Here is a 19,038-nt window from a genome sequence, read left to right as displayed (position 1 = left end):
CCCGAGGTTTTCTGGCCATCAGAACCACGAGGCGGGCACCCAGTCGAACCGGACGTCGAGCGGCAGCTGCTGGATGTGATAGCTCTCTGGCAGCGGTGTCACGGCCTGTAGCCGCACCACAATGGACGTGGTGCGCGGCGTCAGAGGGGATACCCGGTCGGCGGGGGTGCCCTGTACTTCCGGTGCCAGGCCCACGACTTTGGCCCGCACCCTTCCCCCGTCCATGAAGCGCAATGTGGCCTCGCGGCCCAGTTGGGCATAGCGCGCCTCTTTGGCCGGCAGGTAGGCGTAGACCAGGGGCTCGGCGTTCGTTTGCACAACAGCGATGTCGGTGCCTGGTGCAACCCAGTCGCCCTTGTGCACCAGGGTGCGCAGCACTTTGGCGCCCGCAGGCGATGCCACAGCTGTCGTCGCGGGCACGGGTGAGGGCGCCGTGGCCTCGGGCTTTGCCGCCAGGTTTGGCGCCGACGGCGCCTGCGTTTCAGTGGGCATGCGCTCCTGCACCAGCAGGGTCCGGTGTTCGCGGATGTCGGCGCGGGCCCGGCTGACTTCGACTTGGGCCTGCAGCGCTTGCAGGCGTGCGTTGTCGACCTCCTGGCGTGTGGCTGCGCCCTGGTTCCACAGGTCCTGCATCCTTTGGAGGCGGGCTTGCTGAATCGCCAGTTGGTCCTGTGCCAGCTGGTGTGCTTCATTCAGCATCGTTTGGCGTGCGTGCTGATTTTGTAGCAGCTTGGTGGGGGCCGGGGCCGGGGCCGGGGCCGGGGCTACCAAGGGGAGAGGCTGCACCATTTTTTCCTTGGCGGGGGCTTCGAGTTCCGCCACGGGCTGGCCTGGCTGAAGGGTTTCCCCCACCTGGGCAATGCGCACCACCCGCCCCACGGAGGGCGCCCGCACTGTGACCTGCTCGATCATCACCTGCGCGGGCGTTGTTTCCCACCAGTAGGCAACGCCAAAACGGGTCAGCAGATAGGCGGGTGGCAGCAGCACCATCGCGAGCAGCAAGTACCAGCGCCAACGCGGGACTTTGCGCTTCGATGCGGCGTAGCGGACTGCCAGCCCATTGGTTTCCTGCGCCGATTCCGGCGGAACATCGAACTGAATCTTCACGGCCGGGCCTCTCTATAGTCTTCTAACGACTGCACCACGATGCCGGCGAAGCCTGGCACGGGCGCGAGTTGGTGCATCAGATTGCGCCAGCGCTGCAGCGATGCCGCGCGGCCTGCGTTGAAACTGCTCTCCGGGCTGGGCAGTGCGCGTTCGATGCTTTGTGCCACCCACAGGCGCAAGCCTGACGGTGCTTGCAGCAGGGGGCGAACAATGGTTGCTGTGCGCTCTGGATTGTTGACATACACCATGGCCACCAATTCGCTGACGCCCGCCGCATGCAGCTGGCGTGCAAAGGCGGGGTCACGCAGCTCGCGGTAATGGGTGGTCAGTGCCATGGGCCACTGCGTGCGTGAGCGCACCGCACGCAGCGTGTCGAAGAGATAGGTCTCCCAGCGGCGTTGCTGGCTGGCCGGAAGCTGGCTGCGTTCCAGGTCCAGGTGCAGGCCGTCGAAGGGCAGGTCACGCAGCGTGTCTATCAGCGCCAACAGTTGGGGCCTCTCTTTGGGGAGCACCCAGGCGGGATCACCCAGTAGCAGGTCGATACGCAGATGCAGGGCATGTGCCCGGGCTGCAAAGGCGTTGAGCTGAGCGAGCCCGCCGGGCTGGCTCAGGGCGCGCAACTGGGCTGCCGTGAATGACAAGAGAAGACGCTGGCTGCCAACGGGTATGTCTTGCAGGCGCTCTGGCTGGTCCAGCAGCGCCTGGGCCTGCCAGACATACCAGCCCAGGCCGGCCTGGGTCTGGATCTGGATCTGGATCTGGATCTGGGCAGTGCTCACCGCGTCAGCGGTATCTGCGGTGAGTGCTGTCAACGTGGCGGTCAGTGGGTCGAGGGGGGCGGGCGCGCTCTCGGGCGATTCCAGCGGGCAGTCACCGCCCAGGCTCAGCACCTCCAAGGCGGCCAAATCGCGCCGCTCCGCGCCGTCAACGGTTTGCATGGCGGCTTGGTAGAGCGCGTAGCGCGCCGTCAGCAGTTTGGAATAGCCGTCGCCGTCAAATGCATCCACGCGCAACCGTGCCACGCGCACCGTTTCCAGCGCCGCTCGCTGGCGCAGCGCGTAGCTGGTCACTTCTCTGCTGCGCAGCCGGTAGTTGGCCAGCGCTTGCTGGCTGGATGCCTCGAACTCGCTGCGCCGCAGCAGCAACAAGGCCTGCGCACGGTCGCTGTCGCGCTGGGCCCGGGCAAGCGCTGCGTCGCGCTGCGCACGCCATTGCAGTGGCACGGAGAAATTCACGCCCACGCGGGTGCTGTGGCCTGGCTGGCCGCCCAGATCACGGCTGACGGACTGGGCCACCGACAGGCTGGCGTCCACCCCTTCCAGGTGCGCTTGCTCCTGCCGCCGCAAGGACGCGTCCACGTCGAGCTGAGCCAGCCTCACGGCGGGATGTTGGTCGCCTTGTGTTGCCACGAACTGAGGCGCCAGGCAGGCTTGCGGCCACAGCGGTTCCCGGGTCTCGACGGTGAGACGGGCTTGGCCCGTGAGGCGCGAGAGGTCGGCGCTGGCCAGCTGCTGTGCGGTGTCCTGGCTGTCGTATGCCGCCTGCACGCTGTCGAACAGCTGGATCAGCTCCAGCCGGTCGGCTTCCAGCAGAACCCCGGCCTGGCGTCGGCGCAGCAGCTGGTCTTCAACGCCCGAGCGTGGTTGCAGAAAGGCCTGTGTGATGCGCGCGCGCTGGTTGCTGCGCAGATGGCGCACATAGGCCCGGCGCACCGATTGCACGGCCTCATGGTCGACCTGAAGGCGCTGTATCCGGCTCTTGGTGAGGGCTTCATCTGCCTCGCGCACATCGCGCTGCTGGGCTGCGCGGCTGCCCAGCAGCGGCCAACGCACCCCCACTTCCAGTTGGGCTCGCCGGTAGTCGCGGCTGAGGGAGTCGGTCACCGCTTCACGCGTGTTGTCCAGGGCGGCCCCGCCAAAAAGCTGGGCTCCCTGGCGCGCTTCGGCGAACGCGCTGCGTTGTTCGGCCACTGCCACTTCGGTCTGGGCAAGTCGGGCCGCAGGGGCCTGCGTGCGCGCCCATGTTTCCAGCTGCGTCAGGGACGCGGGTGTGCCGCTGGCTTGAGGCGTAAAGGCCAGGGCCTGAGAGGCCTTCAGAACTGCCGCAGGGGGGGCTTCATGTGCGTTGGCCGCAGCCTGCGCCCATGAGCATGCGAGAGCGAGCGCTGCGACAAGCGTGGCGTGGAAGGGGCGAAGAAGGAGCATGTCAGAACTTCGTCTTGCGCAGCACCCACCAGGGCGCCATGGAGGAGTCGAGATGGGACTTCATGAACATCTCTTGCATGATGGAGAAAGAGCAATGCACGCGGTTGGCAAAGGCGAACAACGGAAACAGTGGCAGGAACAACAGATATTCCAGATCGTCCCGGGGACGCTCAGATACGGCAACCACGTAGAGCACAAAATAAAACACCAGGGCGAAAAAATAGGCGAGGTATATAAACGCCAGCCCGCCCAGCACCGCGCCCACAGGCAGCGTGAACAAGCTCATCCCGGTGTAGGCAACGATCATGAAAGGCATCACCAATTGCATGATCAAGCCGTTCACCAGCACAAAAAGAAAGTTGCGCCAACCCAGCAACCGTGGCCGCAGATTGAAACGGAACTTGCGGATGAAGATGTAGAACATGTCCCCGTCCCAACGCAGGCGCTGGCGAAAGAAGACGCGCCATGTGTGGGGGGCGTCGGTATGGCCTACGGCATGGGGATCGAACGCGATGCGCAGGTTGGGATGCCGGCCGAAGTACTGCTTGATGCGTGTCGTCATGTCCAGGTCTTCGGCTGAGCCGGCGTCCCAGCCGCCCAGATGGCGCAGAAACTGGGTGCGAAACACGCCGAATGCGCCCGAGATGTTGTTGACGATGTTGAACTCTGACAGGCCGGTTTTGCCAGCTCCAATGGAGAGCATGTATTCCAGCGCCTGCAGCCGTGTAACCAGGGAGCGCTTGGCGTTGCGCACCCGCAGGTTGCCCGCCACGCCCACCACGCCCGGGTCGTCAAAATGCCGCGTGGCGTTGCGCACCATGTCGTTGTCGAACGAGGTGTCGCCGTCCAGTGCCATCACGATTTCGCCGGTGGCAATCGCGAGCCCCGCATTCAGCGACGACACGCGCCCACCGCGTTGCCACTTGGGCAGCACGATCAGTTTGCGCCGTGGCGTGTCGGCCAACAGGGCCTGGGCACCGCGAGCGGCCAGCAGGGTGGGGCGGTTTTGCAGCGCGCCGTCGATCACGGGAATGATTTCTATGAACCCGGGGTACAGCTGCTGGGCCAGGGAGTGAATGGTCTTGCGGACATCCTCGCCCTCGGAATAGCAGGTAATGACGCAGGAGACGCTTGGGTAACGCTCGCGTTGGTGGTGCGGCAGGTGTTCACGCAACCCGTACTTCACCATGCCCACTGTCACCAGAAAGTAAAACGGGGCCTCCAGTAAAACCACGAACGGAAAGAACTTGAGGGCCAGCTCCAGCCAGTTCTGCTGGCTGGAGCTGGCAAACAGCATGCTGAAAGCGACAACCGCATACTCCAACATGCGATCAGGCCTGCTCTTGCAAGCGTGTCATCAAGGTGTCGGCCTGGTCGCCGGGACGTAAATCTTTCGGGATCTGGACGTGGCGTATGCGGGCGATCAGTGAGGGGCCGGCGTTCGAGGAGGCCTGGTCTGCCAGGGCGCTGCGAAGCCGCTGGGCCAGCCCTTCGGGTGCCGAGAACGGCAGAAAGAGCCAGAGCTTGTCTTCCTGTGTGCGCGTGGTGATGTCTGACGTGCGCAGCAGTTCGTGCAGGCGGCGTGCAAATTCATCCAGCAGCAAAAATACCCGCGCTGCGCCGCGTTTTTCGATGAGATCAGTGGCGTTGAGGAACTCCACCAGCATCAGGCCGAACTGCATTTCGGCATGCCGCGTGCTGGTGACCAATGCCCAGTCGAGCATGCGGCGAAAATGGTAAGGCTCCACGTAGTTGGCAGTGTCGAGTGCAGCGAACGATTCATGGATCTGCCCGGCGCGCAAGGCTGTGCGGCCATGTGCGCTCAACCGCAACGCGGCGATTTCACGCACATCCAATGCACTGGGATCGGATGTGGCATGGCAGTCCAGGCACCTTGCCTGCACCGAGGTTTCTACAAAGACATGGTGGCAACTGCCACAAGCGTATTGCGTGAGCGGCCGGTCATAGTCCACGCCGATGTGACGCAGTGCAGCATTGCACTGGGGGCAGGTGAGCGCGCCATCGTTGTTGAAGTCGTTTGCGGGCGCGATGTGGCCGCACGCAAAGCAATGCAGCGAAGGCTCCTTGCGGATGTGCAGGCTCGAGCAATGGGGGCAGATGTCGATGTAGTGGATGTGCGCACAACCGCACACACGGCAATGCCGGGTTCGGTCGATCAGGGTGGTCGGCTCGAGGAGCTTGCGCCGCACCAGTGTGACCAGGCAGTTGGCGGCGTCTTCGCCCTGCTGCGCCAGGGCATCCACCGTGGGGTAGCGATAGAGCGTGGCATTGCTGCGTTCGCACAGTGGCTGCAGTTCGGCATTGTCCCGGAGATACAGGAAATAGAGCACGCGCTCGTCAAGGCGCATGTCTTCCGTACGCAGTCTGAGGCTGCGGCGCACGGCCAGTGAGCGCTCGCTGATCGCCACCGCATCGGGGTACGGGGCGATCCCATCGACCAATAAGGGCGCTTCGTCCATCCCGGGGGGCACCAGCACCGGACGGTCCCACCAGACGCTTCGGCGAATCTGGACGATCATCGCATCCGCTATTTGCGCGCTCCACCCGTCCAGATAAAACCCCAGCGGCGACGCTCCAGACGCTGTGTACGCGTCCCATGAGGCGAATACCAAGGAATCCGGCTCCGCATGGGAGGGTGTGCCGGTGGGGCGCAGCACTACCATTTGCGCAGCGGGCGAGGCGAAATCGGAGGGGGAAGTCAGGGTGGACACGGGAATATCGGTGCGTGACGCGTTAAGAGGGCTGACATGGTGGCGTTGCCTTGGCGACGGTGAAAATGGGGCGACCCCACTGAATGGGAAGGCGCTGCGCCGCAGGAGGCAATGCAGACATGCTATTTTCCGCACCGCGAACGGTATTGGCTTTAGGCAAAATCAATGGCGCGCATCATAACAATGGGCCCCTTTCGAACCGATCCGGGGGCCAGGTGTATGGGGCAGCGGACATAGGTGGCCGTAGGCGGGAAGAAGTGGTGCAGGGCCCAGGCCCCGGCGCCTGTCTGCCGCCGTACAGCCGTACAGCCGTACAGCCGTACTTATCATTTTGAGGAGACCCATTTCGTGATTCTTGTCACCGGCGGCGCCGGCTTCATTGGCTCTCACACCTGCGTAGCGCTGGCAGCGGCAGGCATGCCGTTCCTGGTGCTGGACAATCTTTGCAATAGCCGCCGCTCGGTGCTTGAGCGTGTGCAGCGCATCACCGGCGCCCCCGTTCCCTTTGTCGAAGGCGATATACGCGACGCTGGATTGCTCCAGCGGGTGCTGGAGCAGCATCCCATTGATGCGGTGATCCACTTTGCAGGGCTCAAAGCCGTAGGCGAGTCAGTGCGTGAGCCTCTGCGTTATTACGACAACAATGTGGCGGGTACGGTGAATGTGCTGCGTGCGATGCAGGCGGCCAACGTGCGCACCATGGTGTTTTCCTCGTCCGCAACGGTATATGGCGAACCGGCTTCTGTGCCCATTCGCGAGGAAGCGCCGGTTTCTGCGCAGAACCCCTATGGCGCCAGCAAGCTCATGATGGAGCAGGTGCTTGCCGATGTGGACACCGCCGAGCCCGGCCAGTGGCATATCGCGCGGCTGCGTTATTTCAACCCTGTCGGTGCGCACGAAAGCGGCTGGATCGGCGAAGACCCCAGGGATGTGCCCAACAACCTGCTGCCGTATGTGGCGCAGGTGGCGGTGGGCGCCCGCGAGCGCCTGAGCGTGTACGGGGGCGACTACCCCACGCCCGACGGCACGGGCGTGCGTGACTACATCCACGTCTGTGACCTGGCAGAAGGCCATGTGGCGGCGTTGCGTTATCTGCGCAGCCACACGGGGGGGCTGACGGTGAATCTGGGCACTGGCAAGCCAGTGTCTGTGCTGGAGATGGTGCGGGCGTTTGAGCGGGCCAGCGGCCGCTCGGTGCCTTACCAGGTGGTGGAGCGCCGCCCTGGCGACGTGGCCCAGTGCTGGGCCGACCCCGCCCTGGCCGGGCGGCTGCTGGGCTGGCATGCCCACCATGGTCTGGAACGCATGTGCGAGGATGCCTGGCGCTGGCAAAGTGGTGTGGCCGCAAGCCTGCAAGGGTGAGGCCTCGCAGGCGCCACACCGACAGGCGTGTGGGTAGCCCGCGAGGCAGTGGACAATCGGTGTCGCAAAAGCGGTGTGTTTGTTTTTCTTGGCCTCCCAGGTTGCGTCGGCCGTGCCACCCGGTAGAACGCTCTGCAGCGAGATACTCACATCAACCAAGTCAACGCGCGGTGGAATTCCACCGCTTTTTGCCATTTTTTCCCTCTTACTTCATACCATTCACGCGCCATGCTTGCCAAACGCATCATCCCCTGTCTTGACGTCACTGGTGGCCGGGTCGTCAAGGGCGTCAACTTCGTCGAACTGCGCGACGCAGGCGACCCTGTCGAGATCGCCGCGCGCTACAACGCCCAGGGCGCCGACGAGCTCACCTTTCTGGACATCACGGCCACCAGCGATGGGCGCGATCTGATCCTGCCCATCATTGAAGCCGTCGCCAGCCAGGTGTTCATTCCGCTCACGGTAGGCGGGGGCGTGCGCACCGTGGAAGACGTGCGCCGCCTGCTCAATGCGGGCGCGGACAAGACCAGCTTCAACTCGGCGGCTATCGCCAATCCCGACGTGATCAACGCAGCCTCCGCGAAATACGGCGCGCAGTGCATCGTGGTCGCCATCGACGCCAAACGCCGATCCGACGCGGATGCGCAGCGCCCCGGGGCCGACGGCCAACCCGTCGGGCCGGGCTGGGACGTGTACAGCCATGGTGGCCGCAAAAACACCGGGCTTGACGCCGTGGCCTGGGCCACCGAGATGGCGCGGCGCGGCGCGGGCGAGATCCTCCTGACCAGCATGGACCGCGACGGCACCAAGGCGGGCTTTGACCTGGCGCTCACGCGTGCCGTGAGCGATGCGGTGAGCGTGCCCGTGATCGCCTCAGGCGGCGTGGGCAACCTCGACCACCTGGCCGACGGCATCCAGATCGGCGGTGCCGACGCGGTATTGGCCGCCAGCATTTTTCACTATGGCGAGTACACCGTGGGCCAGTCCAAGCGGCACATGGCAGAGCGTGGTATCCCGGTGAGGTTGTGATTGTTTTGCTATTTATTTTATAGCTTTTAGCGCTTATCCCATAAGCGCTACTGCCCGAAAAGGCTTCAAATGGTGGCGCTGACCACTTGGGCTGTCGTTCAAATCACCGACAATGCCGCCCATGAACTGGCTCAACGAAGTGAAATGGGATGCGCAGGGCCTGGTGCCCGTGATTGCGCAAGAGCAGGGCACGGGCGACGTGCTGATGTTTGCGTGGATGAACCGTGAGGCCCTCGCGCAAACCGCAGAGCTCGGCCGCGCTGTGTACTTCAGCCGCTCGCGCAAGAAACTGTGGTTCAAGGGCGAAGAGTCGGGCCACATGCAGACGGTGCATGAAATCCGCCTGGACTGCGACAACGACGTGGTGTTGCTCAAAGTCACCCAACTCGGCCACGAGCCCGGCATTGCCTGCCACACCGGGCGCCACAGCTGCTTCTTCAGCGTGCTGCGTGATGGCGTGTGGCAACCGGTTGATCCGGTCTTGAAAGACCCCGGTTCCATCTACAAGTAATGTCTATGAGTTCCAACGATTCCCTCGCCCGCCTGGCCGCCGTCATCGAAAGCCGCAAGCCCGCCAATGGTGGCGATCCCGAAAAGAGCTACGTCACGCGCCTGCTGCACAAGGGGCCGGACGCTTTCTTGAAAAAAATTGGTGAAGAAGCCACCGAGGTCGTCATGGCCGCCAAGGACGTGGACCACGGCGCCGACAAATCGAAGATCGTCTACGAAGTGGCCGATCTGTGGTTTCACTCGATGGTGGCCCTGGCCCACTATGGCCTTACGCCCGCCGACGTGTTGACCGAGCTCGAGCGCCGCGAGGGCACCAGCGGCATTGAAGAAAAAGCCTTGCGCAAGGCCGTTGCGCGTTCCACCGACGAGGGGGCTTCATGAGCGACATCATCGACGTGCAAACCCGGGAGCAGAAGGCGCAAGACCTCAAGTCGATAGGCTGGGTCAGCTACATCCTGCACCTGATCGTGGCCGTTGGGGCGGTGCTGCCGGGTGCGCAAGCCAGTGCGCTGCTGTTGGTCATTGCGCTGGTGATCGATCTGGTCAAACGTGGCGATGCCGAGGGGACTTGGCAGTCCAAACATTTTTCGTGGCGTATTCGCACAGTAATCTGGGCGGGCGTGCTGTACATCGTCACAGCGCCGTTTTGGCTGCTGGGCTTGTTCCTCTTCAACCCCGCGTGGATTCTGATCTCCATCTGGTTCCTGTACCGCATCGTGCGCGGCATGGTTGCAATGAGCAAAAGCCAGGCGGTCGATGACTGACGTGGGCGTGCCCCGCGTGCGCCTGAACCTGGCGTTGCAGGGCGGGGGATCCCACGGGGCGCTTACCTGGGGCGTGCTGGACGCACTGCTCGAAGACGGGCGGTGGCAGCTCGATGGGGTCAGCGGCACCAGTGCCGGCGCCATGAACGCAGTGGCGTTGGCGCATGGTTTTGCCCAGGCGGCCCAAACCTACAAAGACCCCGAAGAAGCCCACCAAGCGGGCTGCGCGCTCGCCCGTGAGTCGCTCGCGCGCCTGTGGGAAGGGGTGGGTGCGCTGGGTAGCCTGACCTGGGGCACGCCGCTGTCGGCAGCCAACCCCCTGATGGGCATGATGTCGCAGTGGTTCTCGCCCTCCCAGATCAACCCGCTGGGATTCAATCCCTTGCGCAAGCTGCTGGAGCGCGAGGTGGATTTCAGCCTGCTGTGCGCCACCCGCGCGCGCGTGGCCGGCCCCAAGGTCTTTGTGTGTGCCACCAATGTGCGTACGGGCCGTGGCGAAATTTTTTCTGGCCCCCGCCTGAGCGCCGACGCCGTGATGGCATCGGCCTGCCTGCCCATGATGTTCAAGGCCGTGGAGATTGAGGGCGAGCCCTATTGGGATGGTGGCTACTCAGGCAACCCCGCGCTGCATCCGCTTCTCTATCTGACCGAAACCGCCGACATTTTGCTGGTGCAGATCAACCCCATTGATCACCAGGGCGTGCCCACTACCGCTTCTGAAATCATGGACCGCATGAACGAGGTCACGTTCAACGCGAGCCTGCTGGCCGAGTTGCGCGCCATCGAATTTGTGCGCCGTCTGCTCGCCGAAGGCAAGTTGGACGCGCGTCGCTACAAGAGCGTGCGCATGCATCGCATCGACGGCGGTTCGGTGCTCGCCCCGTTTGGCTCCGACAGCAAGTTGCGCGCGGATCTGGCCTTTGTACGCCAACTGTTTGAACTGGGCCGTGTGGCCGGGCAAGCGTGGATTCACGTGCACCACAAGGATGTGGGCGTGCGCCCTACGATCAAAATCGCCGACAATGCCTGAGCCCCCGAGTCCGTCAAAAGCCGTGTACGAACCTGTATTCCCTTTGCCCACAATGCACGATCCGAACTGCCTTTTCTGCAAAATCACCGCGGGTCAGATCCCGTCGAAGAAAATCTATGAAGATGAAGAAGTCTTCGTCTTTCACGACATCAAACCGTGGGCGCCGGTCCACTTCCTGATGGTCCCCAAGCGGCATATCCCTTCGATGGCGCAGGTCACCGCAGCTGACGCAGGAATACTTGGGCGCATGATGGCGCTGGCGCCAAAACTGGCACTGGAGCAGGGCTGCAATCCGTATCCGGACGGTGGTTTTCGCGTCGTGGTAAACACGGGGCTTGAAGGTGGGCAGGAAATCCACCATCTTCATCTGCATGTGATGGGCGGTCCGCGCCCATGGCTCAAAGGCTGAACCAGGCTGACGGTGTCGGCGGCGCGTTCCTTGTGGCGATGCTGCAGTGGCGAAATCCTGTCATCGCCCCCGTCTAAAATGATTGCAATTCGTTAGGAGATATCTCATGGGCTCTTTTTCCATCTGGCACTGGCTGATCGTGCTGCTGATTGTGGTCATGGTGTTTGGTACCAAGAAGCTCAAGAACATGGGCTCTGATTTGGGGGGCGCCGTCAAGGGCTTCAAGGACGGCATGCGCGATGGCTCAGCCGACGCCCCTGCCACGCCACCTGCTGGCCAGGTGGCCAACAACCCGGCCACCGACAAGACCACCATCGATGTCGAAGCCAAGCAAAAAAGCTGAGCTGGCGGTGGTGGCCTGTCCCCGCATTGGCGCTTGATCCATGATTGATATTGGTCTGTCCAAGATGGCGCTGATTGGCGCCGTGGCGCTCATCGTCATTGGCCCGGAGAAGCTGCCGCGTGTGGCGCGCACCGTGGGCACCTTGCTGGGCAAGGCACAGCGGTATGTGGCCGACGTGAAGTCGGAGGTCAACCGGTCCATGGAACTTGACGAACTCAAGAAGATGAAGGACACGGTGGAGACCGCTGCACGCGATGTGCAAAATTCCATCCAGACCAGCGCCAGCGAGTTCGAGAAAGACTGGGCCGACGCGACTGGCACCGCCAACGCAGCGTCGTCGTTTGAGCCGTCCACCGTGGTGCCCGCCTACAAGCACCCTGGCAAGAACTGGCGTCTCAAGCGCGGTGCGATGCCCCAGTGGTACAAGGCCAAAAATGGCGTGCGCACCAAGGCACAGTCGGGCGCGGCCCGTGTGGCGCGCTACCGTCCCCAAAAATTCCACTGATCTGCATCCTGTGCCTCGCGCACTGAATGGGCGTTTCGCACGCCCCTGAAAATCCACCATGTCCGACACCCCCTCCCAAGAAGACGAGCTGGCTGGCACCGAGCAGCCGTTCGTGCAGCACCTGATGGAGCTGCGCGACCGGCTGATCAAGGCCGTCATTGCCATTGGCATCGCGGCAGCGATCCTGTTCTTCTTTCCGGGCCCTGGTGCCTTGTACGATTTTCTGGCGGCCCCGCTGGTGGCGCATCTGCCCAAAGGGGCCACGCTGATCGCCACATCGGTTATCTCGCCTTTTATGGTGCCACTCAAGATTCTGCTCCTGGCGGCCTTCCTGGTGGCTCTGCCGGTTGTGCTGTGGCAGGTCTGGGCGTTCGTGGCGCCGGGCCTGTACTCGCATGAGAAAAAACTGGTGTTGCCGCTGGTGGTTTCGAGCACGCTGCTGTTTTTTGTGGGCGTGGCGTTTTGTTACTTCTTGGTGTTTGGCCAGGTGTTCGCTTTCATCCAGAGTTTTGCACCCAAGAGCATCACGGCGGCGCCAGACATCGAGGCGTATCTGAGCTTCGTACTGTCCATGTTCCTGGCTTTTGGCCTGGCGTTCGAGGTGCCGATTGCGGTGGTGGTGTTGGCCCGCATGGGCATCGTCAGTGTGCAAAAGCTGCGCGAGTTTCGCGGCTATTTCATCGTGCTCGCTTTTGTGGCCGCAGCCATCGTGACGCCGCCCGATGTGGTGTCGCAGCTGTCGCTGGCGATCCCTATGTGCCTGCTGTATGAAGTGGGCATATGGGCGGCGCAGATTTTTATCAAACATACCCAGGCACCAGATGCCGAAGAGGACTCCGCGTCCTCTTCGACATCGTCCTGACAGCGTCACTCGGGGCCCGCAACGGGTCCTGCGCGCAAAACCCCTATGGCTCTCTTGCCCGGACGGGGTGCTCATAAAAATATAGCTGCTGACGCTTGTGTATCAAGCGCCAGTAGCTTTTTTTATGCCAATGTATTGGTTGCGATGGACTGGGTTGACAGCCCTGGGTGGGGCGGGAGCCTGACACGGTGCCGTCCCGATAAAACACCCATGCGGTTCGAGGCATGTCGGGCTGCCTTCCTTGACTGAAATGGGGCTTTGGCAAAGCCCCACACGCCGCTGGCCAACCGGCAGCCAGCGAGAGCAACGCTTAACGCCTCACGTTGCGCTGTGGCCGCGGGCGCACACCCGGGGTGATGCTCAGCTCCACCTGTTTGTCTGCGCGTTGGATTTCAAAGGTGGAGGCGGTGCCTGGCTTGAGGGCCGCTACAGAGGTCAGTAGTTCGGATACCGTGCCGACGTTCTTGCTGTCCACGCGCACGATCACATCGCCAGGGCGCATGCCCGCCTGGGCGGCTGGGCCGTCTTGCAGCACGCCGGTAATGATCACACCTTCAGTGGCCTTCTTTACGCCGAAGGTCTCGGCCAGCTCGGGCGAGAGTTCATTGGGCTCCACGCCAATCCAGCCGCGCGTCACCTGGCCGTCCTTGACGATGCCGTCGAGCACCAGCCGCGCCGTGGATACCGGAATGGCGAAGCCGATGCCCATGCTGCCGCCCGAGCGCGAGTAGATGGCGGTGTTGATGCCCATCAGGTTGCCGTTCACGTCCACCAGCGCTCCGCCCGAATTGCCGGGGTTGATGGCCGCGTCAGTCTGGATGAAGTTTTCAAACGTGTTGATGCCCAGCTGGCTGCGGCCCAGTGCACTCACGATGCCGCTGGTCACGGTCTGGCCCACGCCAAACGGGTTGCCAATGGCCAGCACCTGGTCGCCCACGTCCAGGGCGTCGGAGTTGCCCAGCACGATGACGGGCAGCTTGTCGAGTTCGATTTTCAGGATGGCCAGGTCGGTATCTGGATCGGTGCCGATGACACGCGCCCGCGCTCGGCGGCGATCTGTCAAGGTCACTTCGATTTCGTCGGCCCCTTCCACTACATGGTTGTTGGTCAGGATGTAGCCGTCAGGGCTCACGATCACGCCGCTGCCCAGGCCCGCTTGCGCCTGGCTTCCCTGGTCGCCAAAGAAAAACTGGAACCAGGGATCGTTGCTGCGTGAATTGCGAACTTCCTTGCTGGTATTGATGCTGACAACGGCCGGTGCCGCCTTGCGGGCCGCGCCGCTGAAGCTGCCGGTGGCGGGTTGTGACGTGGGGCTGGCCGGGGCCTCCAGCAAGGCGATGCCCGCCCCTGAGCGGGTGGTGCCCCGGCCCAGCCATTCGGGCTGGAGCGTGGCAACAACAAAATAGGCCGCAACGAGCACCGTTACGGTCTGAGAAAACAGCAGCCAGAGTCGTTTCATGAAATGTGAACAAGGGTGGGGCAATAGGGAGGGGGAGGGTGGCCTGCGCCAGGGCCTTCGTGTACGCATTGTCTCCGAATGTGGGTGGGGCACCGCGCGGGGTAACGCGCGCGACAATAGGCCGATGAGCATTTCCCGCACCCAACTTCTGCAGGCGTTTGATGGCCTGCTTCAACCTGAGCGCTTCAAGGATTACGGCCCCAACGGCCTCCAGGTCGAAGGCAAGGCCGAGATCCAGCGCGTGGTGAGCGGCGTGACGGCCAGCCGCGCGTTGATCGAGGCGGCCATTGCTGCGCAGGCAGACGCCATCTTTGTGCACCATGGCTTGTTCTGGCGCGGCCAGGACGGTCGCATTACCGGCTGGATGAAGCAGCGCCTTCAACTGCTGCTCGTGCACGACATCAACCTGTTGGCTTACCACCTGCCACTGGACGCCCATGCCGACCTGGGCAACAACGCGCAGCTCGGTCGTGTGCTGGGGCTCGCCGCCGATGCCCGCTTTGGGGAGCAGGACCTCGGGTGTATTGGGCCCGCCATGTTTGCCAGCAGCCAGGCGCTGGCAGACCATGTGGCCCAGGCGCTGGGCAGGCATGTGACGCTGGTGCAACCCGCTGGTGCCGCCGCGCAGCCTATCCGGCGCGTGGCGTGGTGCACGGGCGGCGCGCAGGGTTATTTCGAATCTGCCGTGGCGGCCGGCGCCGATGCTTTCATCACCGGAGAAATTTCAGAGCCCCAGGCGCACCTTGCGCGGGAAATGGGCGTGAGTTTCATCGCTGCGGGCCACCACGCTACCGAGCGGTATGGTGCCCCGGCTGTGGCGTCGCATGTGGCTGCGCAACTGGGGTTGGCGCACCAGTTCATCGAGATCGACAACCCTGCGTAGGGCGTCTTGCCTGTGCATGGTGCAGATCTGAATGCTCATCTATTGATAGCTGTTAGCGCTTATGGGTAAATCGCTTCAGGCCAATTTCATTAATAAACTGATAAAAACCATGCACACCATTGCCATCACCCAGGGGGACCCTTCAGGCATCGGGCCCGAGATCGTGGCCAAGGCATTCCGCGACGCTCCCGATGAATTGCGCCATTGTTTTGTGGTGGGTGACGTGGCCACCTTGCGGCGCGCGGCGCAGGTCATCGTGCGCCCGGGTGTGCCCATGGTGCCGGTGGCTCGCATCACCGAAGCGGCCGACGCTTTGGACGTGCCCCCCCGCTGCGTGCCGGTGCTGCAGGTGCCGGCCATCAGCGGCCCGCCGCCCTGGGGCCAGATCAGTGCCGCTGCGGGGCGTGCGGCAGCCGACAGCGTGCTTTGGGCCACACGCGCGGCATTGCGCGGTGAGGTGGCTGCGCTGGTCACAGCCCCGTTGCACAAAGAAGCGCTGGCAGCGGCAGGGGTGCTGTTTCCGGGTCATACCGAGCTGCTGCAGGCGGAAGCCGCCGCGCACCAGGGCGTGGCGCTGGCCGATATGCCGGTGCGCATGATGTTGGCGAACGACGAGTTGCGCACCGTGCTGGTCAGCATTCATGTGTCGCTGCGCGACGCCATCGCGGCCGTCACCCACGACAACGTGTTGCGGACGCTGCAGATCACCCATGCGGCCCTGTCACGCAGCCTGGGGCGTGCACCGCGCATGGCGGTCGCAGGGCTGAACCCCCATGCGGGCGAGGGCGGGCTTTTTGGCCGCGAAGAGATCGAAATCATCGCGCCTGCCATTGCTGCGGCGCAGGCATTGGGCCTCGATGCTCGTGGCCCGTTTGCACCCGACACGGTGTTCATGCGGGCTCGCAGTACGCCGCTGCGCGAAGGGGAGTTTGATGTGGTCGTCGCGATGTACCACGACCAGGGCCTGATTCCGGTGAAATACCTCGGCGTGGACAAAGGCGTCAACGTGACGCTGGGCCTGCCGTTGGTGCGCACCAGCCCCGACCATGGCACGGCATTTGACATTGCGGGCCAGGGCGTGGCGGATGCCTCCAGCCTGGTTGAGGCGGTGCGCATGGCCCGCAAATTGGCGTCGTGACAACGGTGCGTTTGATCTGGCGCAGCAAAAAATAAAAAACCCGCATGCACCAGAAGTGCAGCGGGTAACGCTGGAGCGGGATGAAAACAGCGATTAGCGTTTGTTGAGGCTGTCGCGAATTTCGCGCAGCAGCACGATGTCTTCGGGCGGTGCGGCGGGGGCGGCAGCGGCCGGTGCCGGCGCTTGGCGTTTGAGGCGGTTCACCTGTTTGATCATCATGAAAATGATGAACGCCAGGATGATGAAATTGACGGCCACGGTCAGGAAGTTGCCATAGGCAAAAACAGGCACTGCGGCTTTCTTGAGGGCATCCAGCGTCATGGAGGTGCCCGCAGGCACCGGCCCCAGCACCACAAAAAGATTGGAAAAATCAAGCTTGCCAAACACCAGGCCGACGACTGGCATGATGAGGTCGGAGACGATCGAATCGACGATCTTTCCGAAGGCTCCGCCAATGATGACGCCCACTGCAAGGTCTATCACGTTGCCTTTGACGGCGAACTCTCTGAACTCTTGCATCATTCCCATGTTGTTACTCCTTATATTGAATGGTGAGGGCTGAGTATTGCTCAGCGCAATGACCTGTCAAGGCAGTAAGCACATGGAAATACCCATTTTCACTCCGCTACAATTCGCGGTTGACCCTAATAGCGATGTAAATCGAGGACCCCCATGAGTGACACTCCAATCGACTCCAGCAAGCGGACGTGGCTGATAGCGTCCGGCTGCGCTGGCGCGGTGGGCGGCGTGGCAACCGCCGTTCCTTTCGTGAGTACTTTTCAGCCGTCAGAGCGAGCGAAGGCCGCCGGTGCAGCTGTTGAGGTGGATATTTCCGCGCTCAAGCCCGGGGAAAAGCTCACCGTGGAGTGGCGCGGCAAGCCCGTCTGGATCATCAAGCGCACGCCCGAGCAACTCGCCCTCTTGCCATCGCTGGATGGGCAATTGGCCGATCCGAAGTCCGAGCGCAAGCCTTCCGAGCTGACGCCTGAATACGCGCGCAACGAGGCTCGGTCCATCAAGCCTGAGATTTTTGTGGGTGTGGGCATTTGCTCGCACTTGGGGTGTTCGCCCTCCGATAAGTTCCAGCCCGGCGCGCAGCCCTCGCTGCCCGATGACTGGAAGGGCGGCTTCTTGTGCCCTTGCCATGGCTCCACATTCGACATGGCTGGCCGCGTCTTCAAGAACAAGCCCGCGCCTGACAATCTTGAAGTGCCTCCGCACATGTATCTGTCCGATACGCGCCTGATCATCGGTGAAGACAAGAAGGCTTGACGGAGAACCACATGGCCCACGAATTCAAAGAAATTTCTCCCAACGCCTCGGCTGGCGCCAAGGTCACGAACTGGTTTGAGAACCGGTTCCCGACGGCGTTCGATGCCTACAGGGTGCACATGTCGGAGTACTACGCTCCGAAGAACTTCAACTTCTGGTACATCTTTGGCTCGCTGGCACTGGTGGTGCTGGTCATCCAGATCGTGACCGGCATTTTCCTGGTCATGCACTACAAGCCCGACGCAAGCTTGGCGTTCGCTTCCGTGGAGTACATCATGCGTGATGTGCCCTGGGGCTGGCTGATTCGCTACATGCATTCCACAGGTGCTTCTGCGTTCTTCGTCGTGGTGTACCTGCACATGTTCCGCGGGCTCATTTACGGCAGCTACCGCAAGCCGCGCGAACTGGTCTGGATTTTTGGTTGTGCCATCTTCCTGTGCCTGATGGCTGAAGCCTTCATGGGCTACCTGCTGCCTTGGGGCCAGATGTCGTACTGGGGCGCCCAGGTGATCGTGAACCTGTTTGCTGCCATTCCGTTCGTCGGCCCTGATCTGGCGCTCTTGATCCGTGGCGACTATGTGGTGGGCGACGCAACACTCAACCGGTTCTTCAGCTTCCACGTGATCGCAGTGCCGCTGGTGCTGCTGGGCCTGGTGGTTGCTCACTTGCTGGCGCTGCACGATGTGGGCTCGAACAACCCTGACGGTGTGGAAATCAAGGGCCCCAACGCGCCCAAGGATGCCAATGGCAAGCCACTCGATGGCGTGCCTTTCCATCCCTATTACACGGTTCACGACATCTTTGGCCTGAGTATTTTCTTGATGGCCTTCACGGCGGTTGTGTTCTTCGCTCCGGAGTTTGGCGGGTACTTCCTGGAGTACAACAATTTCATCCCGGCTGATCCGCTCAAGACGCCTTTACATATTGCGCCGGTGTGGTACTTCACGCCGTACTACTCCATGCTGCGTGCCATCACCAGCGAAATGATGTACGCACTGATGGCTTGCGTGGTGCTTGGTGCTGGCTTTGGTGTGGTCAAGGCAAAGCTCCCGAATTTCATCAAGGTGGGTATCGCTGGTGCTGCTGCCGTCGTCGTGGTGCTGATGCTGTCGATCGACGCCAAGTTCTGGGGTGTGGTTGTGATGGGTGGCGCCGTGGTCATCCTGTTTTTCCTGCCTTGGCTGGACAACAGCCCGGTCAAATCGATTCGTTATCGTCCTAGCTGGCACAAATACCTGTACGGCGTTTTTGTGATCATCTTTGTGATCCTGGGCTACCTCGGTGTTCAGCCGCCATCGCCGATCGGCGAGCGTGTATCGCAGGCAGGGACCTTGTTCTACTTCGGCTTCTTCCTGCTGATGCCTTGGTGGAGCCGTATCGGCGAAACCAAGCCTGTGCCCGACCGCGTGAACTTTGTGGCGCACTGAGC

General features: G+C 62.5%; 20 protein-coding genes. 14 read left to right on the top strand and 6 right to left on the bottom strand.

Going from position 1 to position 19,038, the window contains the following annotated elements; genetic code table 11:
• Nucleotides 1–18: 18 nt before the first annotated feature.
• From KI609_RS18535 to KI609_RS18520, 4 genes are read right to left on the bottom strand one after another with little or no spacing between them, the layout of a single operon-like run.
• On the bottom strand, nt 19–1,107 hold the full coding sequence (locus KI609_RS18535) for an HlyD family secretion protein (protein ID WP_226445020.1): 1,089 nt from the start codon (nt 1,105–1,107) through the stop codon (nt 19–21).
• Nucleotides 1,104–3,311 (bottom strand): TolC family protein, encoded by a 2,208-nt coding sequence (locus tag KI609_RS18530; RefSeq protein WP_226445019.1) that lies wholly within the window; start codon nt 3,309–3,311, stop codon nt 1,104–1,106. The genes KI609_RS18535 and KI609_RS18530 overlap by 4 nt, the downstream gene beginning before the upstream one ends.
• A gap of 1 nt (nt 3,312) precedes the next feature.
• Nucleotides 3,313–4,638: a glycosyltransferase family 2 protein gene (locus tag KI609_RS18525; RefSeq protein ID WP_226445018.1), complete on the bottom strand. Its 1,326-nt coding sequence runs from the start codon at nt 4,636–4,638 to the stop codon at nt 3,313–3,315.
• 4 nt (nt 4,639–4,642) lie between these two features.
• A complete protein-coding gene (locus KI609_RS18520; RefSeq protein ID WP_226445017.1) occupies nt 4,643–6,043 on the bottom strand; it encodes a hypothetical protein in 1,401 nt (466 codons plus the stop codon).
• A gap of 348 nt (nt 6,044–6,391) precedes the next feature.
• Between KI609_RS18520 and galE the strand changes: the two genes are divergently transcribed.
• The 10 genes from galE (at nt 6,392) to tatC (ending at nt 12,857) form a co-directional block, all read left to right on the top strand.
• Nucleotides 6,392–7,405, top strand: coding sequence for a UDP-glucose 4-epimerase GalE (gene galE, locus KI609_RS18515; RefSeq protein WP_226445016.1), 1,014 nt, complete (start codon nt 6,392–6,394; stop codon nt 7,403–7,405).
• Between the two features lie 228 nt (nt 7,406–7,633).
• Nucleotides 7,634–8,434, top strand: a complete 801-nt coding sequence (gene hisF, locus KI609_RS18510; protein WP_226445015.1) for an imidazole glycerol phosphate synthase subunit HisF — start codon at nt 7,634–7,636, stop codon at nt 8,432–8,434.
• Between the two features lie 112 nt (nt 8,435–8,546).
• Nucleotides 8,547–8,945 (top strand): phosphoribosyl-AMP cyclohydrolase, encoded by a 399-nt coding sequence (gene hisI / locus KI609_RS18505; RefSeq protein WP_226445014.1) that lies wholly within the window; start codon nt 8,547–8,549, stop codon nt 8,943–8,945.
• Between the two features lie 5 nt (nt 8,946–8,950).
• Nucleotides 8,951–9,325, top strand: a complete 375-nt coding sequence (locus KI609_RS18500) for a phosphoribosyl-ATP diphosphatase (RefSeq protein ID WP_226445013.1) — start codon at nt 8,951–8,953, stop codon at nt 9,323–9,325.
• Nucleotides 9,322–9,708: a DUF4870 family protein gene (locus KI609_RS18495; RefSeq protein ID WP_226445012.1), complete on the top strand. Its 387-nt coding sequence runs from the start codon at nt 9,322–9,324 to the stop codon at nt 9,706–9,708. The genes KI609_RS18500 and KI609_RS18495 overlap by 4 nt, the downstream gene beginning before the upstream one ends.
• Entirely contained in the window at nt 9,701–10,738 is a 1,038-nt protein-coding gene (locus KI609_RS18490) for a patatin-like phospholipase family protein (protein ID WP_226445011.1), read from the top strand. Before KI609_RS18495 ends, KI609_RS18490 begins: the two co-directional genes overlap by 8 nt.
• Nucleotides 10,739–10,790: 52 nt before the next feature.
• A complete protein-coding gene (locus KI609_RS18485) occupies nt 10,791–11,147 on the top strand; it encodes a histidine triad nucleotide-binding protein (RefSeq protein ID WP_226445010.1) in 357 nt (118 codons plus the stop codon).
• Between the two features lie 106 nt (nt 11,148–11,253).
• A complete protein-coding gene (tatA, locus tag KI609_RS18480; protein WP_226445009.1) occupies nt 11,254–11,490 on the top strand; it encodes a Sec-independent protein translocase subunit TatA in 237 nt (78 codons plus the stop codon).
• Between the two features lie 40 nt (nt 11,491–11,530).
• Nucleotides 11,531–11,995: a Sec-independent protein translocase protein TatB gene (tatB, locus tag KI609_RS18475; protein WP_226445008.1), complete on the top strand. Its 465-nt coding sequence runs from the start codon at nt 11,531–11,533 to the stop codon at nt 11,993–11,995.
• A gap of 58 nt (nt 11,996–12,053) precedes the next feature.
• Nucleotides 12,054–12,857 (top strand): twin-arginine translocase subunit TatC, encoded by an 804-nt coding sequence (tatC, locus tag KI609_RS18470; RefSeq protein WP_226445007.1) that lies wholly within the window; start codon nt 12,054–12,056, stop codon nt 12,855–12,857.
• A 310-nt stretch (nt 12,858–13,167) separates the two neighbouring features.
• Here tatC and KI609_RS18465 read toward each other — a convergent pair whose 3' ends face one another.
• Nucleotides 13,168–14,316 carry a trypsin-like peptidase domain-containing protein gene (locus KI609_RS18465; protein WP_226445006.1) on the bottom strand — a complete coding sequence of 383 codons (1,149 nt, stop codon included), beginning with the start codon at nt 14,314–14,316 and terminating at the stop codon, nt 13,168–13,170.
• A gap of 124 nt (nt 14,317–14,440) precedes the next feature.
• Here KI609_RS18465 and KI609_RS18460 point away from each other — a divergent pair, with 124 nt between their 5' ends.
• Nucleotides 14,441–15,199: a Nif3-like dinuclear metal center hexameric protein gene (locus KI609_RS18460; protein ID WP_226445005.1), complete on the top strand. Its 759-nt coding sequence runs from the start codon at nt 14,441–14,443 to the stop codon at nt 15,197–15,199.
• 109 nt (nt 15,200–15,308) lie between these two features.
• Entirely contained in the window at nt 15,309–16,337 is a 1,029-nt protein-coding gene (gene pdxA, locus KI609_RS18455; RefSeq protein WP_226445004.1) for a 4-hydroxythreonine-4-phosphate dehydrogenase PdxA, read from the top strand.
• Nucleotides 16,338–16,430: 93 nt separating this feature from the next.
• On the opposite strand, the gene mscL is transcribed toward pdxA, so the two are convergent.
• The gene (gene mscL / locus KI609_RS18450) at nt 16,431–16,865 is read right to left on the bottom strand and encodes a large conductance mechanosensitive channel protein MscL (RefSeq protein ID WP_226445003.1); all 435 of its coding nucleotides are present in this window, start codon (nt 16,863–16,865) and stop codon (nt 16,431–16,433) included.
• A 144-nt stretch (nt 16,866–17,009) separates the two neighbouring features.
• Between mscL and petA the strand changes: the two genes are divergently transcribed.
• Together petA and KI609_RS18440 are read left to right on the top strand one after the other, a co-directional pair.
• Nucleotides 17,010–17,609 (top strand): ubiquinol-cytochrome c reductase iron-sulfur subunit, encoded by a 600-nt coding sequence (gene petA, locus KI609_RS18445; protein ID WP_226445002.1) that lies wholly within the window; start codon nt 17,010–17,012, stop codon nt 17,607–17,609.
• 11 nt (nt 17,610–17,620) lie between these two features.
• Nucleotides 17,621–19,036, top strand: coding sequence for a cytochrome b (locus KI609_RS18440; protein WP_226445001.1), 1,416 nt, complete (start codon nt 17,621–17,623; stop codon nt 19,034–19,036).
• The last annotated feature ends 2 nt before the right edge of the window (nt 19,037–19,038 follow it).

Origin of the sequence: Acidovorax radicis (assembly GCF_020510705.1) — a bacterium.
Lineage (GTDB): Bacteria > Pseudomonadota > Gammaproteobacteria > Burkholderiales > Burkholderiaceae_C > Acidovorax > Acidovorax radicis_A.
This window is presented reverse-complemented; position numbering and strand designations above follow the sequence as displayed.